The sequence below is a fragment of the Kitasatospora sp. NPDC093558 genome, assembly GCF_040683475.1.
GTDB lineage: Bacteria > Actinomycetota > Actinomycetes > Streptomycetales > Streptomycetaceae > Kitasatospora.
The window spans coordinates 1-4,969 of the sequence record NZ_JBFBDY010000476.1 but is presented as its reverse complement, the minus strand read 5'-3'; the positions used below and the strand labels follow the sequence as shown (position 1 = coordinate 4,969).

Here is a 4,969-nt window from a genome sequence, read left to right as displayed (position 1 = left end):
GGGCGCACCGAGGCATCGGGCGCCGCGCCGCCGCCGGTGCGCAGCAGCGCGAGCGCGGAGGCGTTCTTGCCCTCGGCGAGGACGGCGAGCGGGAAGACGCCGTCCTTGACGGTCACCAGGACGTCGTAGCGCTCGCCCATGCCGAGGAGCAGCGCCTGGGTGGTGGCGGGCTCGACCGGGAAGCCGTCGGTGTGGGTGACGGTCAGCTCGTGCCCGCCGAGGGCGACCCGGTAGGCCGTGTCGCCGCCCGCGTTGATCAGCCGGATCCGGACCCGGTCGCCAGGCTTGGCGGCGAAGGTCTCGGGCGCGGTGGCGAGGCGCCCGTTGACCAGGTGGAACGGGTGCGCGACGTCGCCCGCGTCGCCGCCGAGCAGGTCGCTGCGGGCGCCCATGAGCATGCGCGAGGGGCCCGAGCCGGCCGACATGTTCACCATGTCGTGGCCCCCCATCCCCGGCATGTCGTGGCCGCCCATCCCCTTCGCCAGCTCGCTGAAGACGGCGTCGGGGGTGCTGCCGTCCACCCCGTCCACCCAGTCGTCCAGGACGACGACCCACTCCTTGTCGTAGGCCAGCGGCTCCTTCGGGTCGTCGACGATCAGCGGCGCGTACAGTCCGCGGTCCTGCTGGACGCCGGAGTGCGGGTGGAGCCAGTACGTGCCCGGGCGGCCGAGCGCGAAGCGGTAGTCGAACGCGGCACCGGCGCGGACCGGGTCCTGCGTGAGCCCCGGGACGCCGTCCATGTCGTTGCGCAGCGCGAGGCCGTGCCAGTGCAGCGAGGTCGGCTGCGGGAGGTGGTTGGCGAGGGTGAGCGCGAGCGTCTCGCCGGCGGTGGCGCGGACCTCGCGCCCGGGCAGGGCGTCGCCGTACGCCCAGGTGCGGACGGTGCGGCCGCCCAGGTCGAGGGTGGTCTCGGTGGCGGTGAGCGCGACCTTGCGCTCCGCCCCGGGGTTGCGCCGCGCCTCGGCGGCGGCGACCTCGGGACCGCTCGGGCTGACGAAGCCGCCCGGCGCCGGGGCCTGCTTCCCGTGGTCCATGCCCTTCATGGAGTCCGAACAGGCGGCCAGCAGCCCGGTCCCGGCGGCGGCGAGCGCCGCGCCGAGCACGGCGCGTCGAGAGGGAGTACGCATGACGAAGTGCACCTCGTGTCTAGGTGTGGGTCAGTGAACGTGTGAGGCAACCGCCACACACCTACTGACGCAGCACCGACACTTCGTCGAGGACCACTCTCCCGCCCCTGGGCGGAGGAAGTGCCCGGACGGCAGCGAGCAACAGAGCCCGCACGGCGGCAGCCGAATCACCGGCCCGTCGCAGCAGGTACCCCCCGGCGACGAGCAGCACGAGCCCCCAACTCGCCAGCACCGCAAGGCAGACGGCCATCGGGTCCATCCCGTGCCCCGCCACCGGATCGGCCGTCACACCGGAGTGGCCACCGTCATGCATCTGCACGACGGCGTGCCCGCCCCCGTGCCCTTGGCCGTGTTCGCCAACCGGATGCCCAAGCGTGTGCATGGTGAGCACCCCGAAGAGGAGAGCCGCGAGCAGCACCCCCCGCAGGACCCACACCACCCCACCCCGCACTGCCCACCTCCACTCCGCCGTTTACCCCCACAGGGTATACCCCTCCACCACCCCCGACGCAGGCCGTCACAACCGCACGGGCAGTGCGGCCAGATACGAGGCAGCAGACCACCCACGGGGACTGCCAGAGCGAGACCCGCGACCCGGAACGACCCCTGAGGAGCACCCCCTAGGGGCGTAGACACGCAGGCCACCGGGCATGGCAGCACGTAGAGCCGACCGGTACGCCATGAGAAGGTGCCCCCATGAAGGTGATCGATTTCGTCCTCAATGTCCTGTGGCTGATCTTCTGCGGCATCTGGATGGCCCTCGGCTACGTCCTCGCCGGCATCATCTGCTGCGTACTGGTCATCACCATTCCATTTGGCATCGCCTCGTTCCGTATCGCCGGCTACGTCCTGTGGCCCTTCGGGCGGACGGCGGTCGAGCGGCGGGATGCCGGGGCGGCGTCGTGTGTGGGAAACGTCATCTGGCTGGTGTTCGCGGGGTGGTGGCTGGCGCTCGGGCATCTGATCACCAGCATTCCGCTGTTCCTGTCGATCATCGGGATCCCCTTCGGGTGGGCCAATCTCAAGATGATCCCGATCTCGCTCACGCCGCTCGGGCGCGAGATCGTGCCGACGGACCAGCGCTTCGCGGGCTGGTAGGAGCGCGGACGCACGCGCGACGGCCGACGAGGATTCACGTCCTCGTCGGCCGTTGCGCGTTGGTGTTACAGGTCCAGGATGGCGATGGCCATCTCGCGCATCTCGACCTTGCGGATCTTGCCGGTGACGGTCATCGGGAACTCGTCGACGACGTGGACATAGCGCGGGATCTTGAAGTGGGCCAGGCGGCCGGTGCAATAGGCGCGGACGGCGTCCGGGGTGAGGGGTGCGACGCCCTCGCGCATGCGGATCCAGGCCATCAGCTCCTCGCCGTACCTGGGGTCGGGGACGCCGATCACCTGGACGTCGAGGATGTCGGGGTGGGTGTAGAGGAACTCCTCGATCTCGCGCGGGTAGAGGTTCTCGCCGCCGCGGATGACCATGTCCTTGATGCGGCCGGTGATGGCGAGGTAGCCGTCCTCGTCCATGACGGCGAGGTCGCCGGTGTGCATCCAGCGGGCGGCGTCGACGGCCTCGGCGGTGCGCTCGGGCTCGCCCCAGTAGCCGAGCATGACGGAGTAGCCGCGGGTGCAGAGCTCGCCGGGTTCGCCGCGCGGGACGGTGCGGCCGGTGGCGGGGTCGATGACCTTGACCTCCAGGTGCGGGCCGACCCGGCCGACGGTGGAGACGCGGCGTTCGACCGAGTCGTCGGTGCGGGTCTGGGTGGAGACGGGCGAGGTCTCCGTCATGCCGTAGCAGATGGAGACCTCGGCCATGCCCATCCGGTCGATGACGTCCTTCATGACCTCGGTCGGGCAGGGGGCGCCAGCCATGATGCCGGTGCGCAGGCTGGAGAGGTCGTAGTGCTCGAAGCCGGGGTCGGCGAGCTCGGCGATGAACATCGTGGGCACCCCGTAGAGCGAGGTGCAGCGCTCGGCGGCGACGGCGGCGAGGGTGGCGCCGGGCTCGAAGGAGGGGGCCGGGATGACCATGCAGGCGCCGTGGGAGGTGGCGGCGAGGTTGCCCATGACCATGCCGAAGCAGTGATAGAAGGGCACCGGGATGCAGATCCGGTCCTGCTCGGTGTAGTCGAGCAACTCGCCGACGAAGTAACCGTTGTTGAGGATGTTGTGGTGCGACAGCGTCGCGCCCTTGGGGAAGCCGGTCGTGCCCGAGGTGTACTGGATGTTGATCGGGTCGTCGGGCGCCAACTCGGCCTGGCGGGAGGCGAGGAGAGCGGGTTCGCCGGAGCGGCCGGCGGTGAGCAGGGCGTCCCAGGCGGCGCTGCCGATGAGCACGACGCGCTCCAACTCCGCACAGCGCGGCCGGACTTCGTCGATCATCGCCGCGTAGTCCGAGCTCTTGAACGACGGCGCGGCGACCAGCAGGCGGATCCCGGCCTGGTTGAGCACGTACTCCAGCTCGTGGGAGCGGTAGGCCGGGTTGACGGTCACCAGGATCGCGCCGAGCTTGGCGGTGGCGTACTGGGTGAGTGTCCACTCGGCGCAGTTGGGGGCCCAGATGCCGACCCGGTCGCCCTTGGCGATCCCGAGGTCGAGGAGGCCGAGGGCCAGCGCGTCGACGTCGGCGGCGAGTTCGGCGTACGTCCAGCGGCGGGCAGTGGCGCGGTCCACGAGGGCGTCGCGCCCGGGGAAGGCGCGGACCGCGCGGTCGAGGTTCTCGCCGATCGTGTCGCCGAGCAGCGGGACGTCCGCGGTGCCGGATGAGTAGCTGCGACTGGTCGACGTGGTCCGCACGTGCTGCCTCCTGGCTGGGGATCGCGAGGGTCGGGGACCATGGTCCCGATCCCGCTCCCCCGGCGCCACCCCCGAACGGGGGTGGGCCCCGCGGCCCGGGCATGGCGAAGGGGCCGCCCGTCGGAGTCGACGGACGGCCCCCGGGCCGTTTGTCAGGCGTTGATGCAGGTGTTGCCCATCGCCGCGGTCGCGATCGCGAGCACGCCGACCGCGTTGCCGCAGACGTTGGCCTCGACGTTCACCGGGATCTGGATCTGGTTGCCGGACAGCACACCCGGCGAGCCGAAGGCGACACCGTTGGCGGTGGCGTCGCCGGCCGCAGCCGTGCCGGCCCCGGCCAGGACGCACATCGCGGCGAGGGCGGTGGCGGCGAGGGTGGTGCGAATACGCATTGCGTCACTCCTTGTGAGGGTGGCGAAGACCGTGTGACGATCACACTCGCCCCGATCTCACTCGATCCGGCGCCCGAAATGCCCGGATTGCTCGCTATGTCGGCGTGTCGTCCGGCCACGCTACGTCACCACTGCCGAGGGCCACGCAGGCGCGCGGGAGCATCGGCCCCTCACCCCGCCTGGACAGCAGCGTCAGCTCGCCGACCTGCGCGGACAGGCTGCCGAGGCGGGCCGCGCACTCGGCGGCAAGCTCCTTCGGGTGCTGCGTGCGGCCGAGCGACAGGTGCGGCGTGAAGCCGGCGGCGTGGCCTCGGCAGCGCGGGAAGCACTCCAGGAGGTCTGCGTACAGACGGGCCCAGGGGGCGGGCCCGGCGGCGGCCGGGTCGAGCCAGACGGTCGCGTACGCGCGGTGCCGGAAGCTGTGCACCCCGCTCAGGCGGACCGCGAACGGCCGGCTGCTCGCCGCGGCGGCGGAAAGCAGCGGGACGCCCCGCGCGAATTCACTCTCGGGGACGAACCCGAAGAGCACATTGACATGCGGCGGCCAGCGCCGGACCTGCGGGTCGTGGACCAGCCGGATCTCCTGGATCGGCGGCCACAGCTCGGGCGGCGGCAGCCAGGCGACGGCCGTGCGCGGCGTCGGCGCGAGGTCCAT

The 4,969-nt window shown here is 71.6% G+C and carries 6 protein-coding genes; 1 reads left to right on the top strand and 5 read right to left on the bottom strand.

Annotated features, from left to right (window positions below; translation table 11 throughout):
- Both AB0O00_RS29505 and AB0O00_RS29500 read right to left on the bottom strand, forming a co-directional pair.
- On the bottom strand, positions 1–1,127 hold a 1,127-nt coding region (locus AB0O00_RS29505; protein WP_363656893.1), incomplete at its 3' end, for a multicopper oxidase family protein.
- Between the two features lie 61 nt (positions 1,128–1,188).
- On the bottom strand, positions 1,189–1,545 hold the full coding sequence (locus AB0O00_RS29500; RefSeq protein WP_363656892.1) for a DUF6153 family protein: 357 nt from the start codon (positions 1,543–1,545) through the stop codon (positions 1,189–1,191).
- Positions 1,546–1,823: 278 nt separating this feature from the next.
- Between AB0O00_RS29500 and AB0O00_RS29495 the strand changes: the two genes are divergently transcribed.
- A complete protein-coding gene (locus AB0O00_RS29495; RefSeq protein ID WP_363656890.1) occupies positions 1,824–2,225 on the top strand; it encodes a YccF domain-containing protein in 402 nt (133 codons plus the stop codon).
- A 65-nt stretch (positions 2,226–2,290) separates the two neighbouring features.
- Here AB0O00_RS29495 and AB0O00_RS29490 read toward each other — a convergent pair whose 3' ends face one another.
- From AB0O00_RS29490 to AB0O00_RS29480, 3 genes are all read right to left on the bottom strand, one after another.
- Positions 2,291–3,922, bottom strand: coding sequence for an AMP-binding protein (locus tag AB0O00_RS29490; protein ID WP_363656888.1), 1,632 nt, complete (start codon positions 3,920–3,922; stop codon positions 2,291–2,293).
- Positions 3,923–4,074: 152 nt separating this feature from the next.
- Positions 4,075–4,314, bottom strand: coding sequence for a chaplin (locus AB0O00_RS29485; RefSeq protein WP_363656887.1), 240 nt, complete (start codon positions 4,312–4,314; stop codon positions 4,075–4,077).
- 94 nt (positions 4,315–4,408) lie between these two features.
- Positions 4,409–4,969 (bottom strand): 2'-5' RNA ligase family protein (locus tag AB0O00_RS29480; RefSeq protein ID WP_363656885.1); only part of this gene is annotated, 561 nt, incomplete at its 5' end.

Bases quoted from the DNA above. Each gene is read 5' to 3' on its own strand.
- AB0O00_RS29485 (WP_363656887.1), bottom strand. From the start codon at position 4,314: ATGCGTATTCGCACCACCCTCGCCGCCACCGCCCTCGCCGCGATGTGC.
- AB0O00_RS29495 (WP_363656890.1), top strand. From the start codon at position 1,824: ATGAAGGTGATCGATTTCGTCCTCAATGTCCTGTGGCTGATCTTCTGC.